The 271-nt window shown below is 59.8% G+C and carries 1 protein-coding gene; it reads left to right on the top strand.

Features of this window, described 5'->3' with window-relative positions; all coding sequences use genetic code 11:
- Positions 1-6: 6 nt before the first annotated feature.
- Positions 7-271: hypothetical protein (locus tag SB816_RS31800; RefSeq protein ID WP_410548218.1), on the top strand; the 265-nt coding region annotated here is incomplete at its 3' end.

Here is a 271-nt window from a genome sequence, read left to right on the forward strand (position 1 = left end):
GGGTCGATGAGACGATCGCATGCGAAGAAAGAGGTCGAGGCGGCACTAGTTTATGCCGAGACTCGAGGTTGGTTAGTTATACCAGGTAAAGGCCGCAGCCATGCGTGGGGGAAGATGTTTTGTCCGCTCAATCAGGGCGATTGCCGTTGCGGCGAATTTTGCATCACGAGCATCTGGAGCACCCCGCGCAACGCGGGCAATCACGCGAACATGCTCAGGCGCGTGGTGGACAACTGTACGGCGCAGCCGAAGGGACCGCCCGGCACGCCAT

This window comes from Achromobacter sp. SIMBA_011, from assembly GCF_046535435.1.
GTDB classification, from domain to species: Bacteria; Pseudomonadota; Gammaproteobacteria; order Burkholderiales; family Burkholderiaceae_B; genus Achromobacter; species Achromobacter dolens.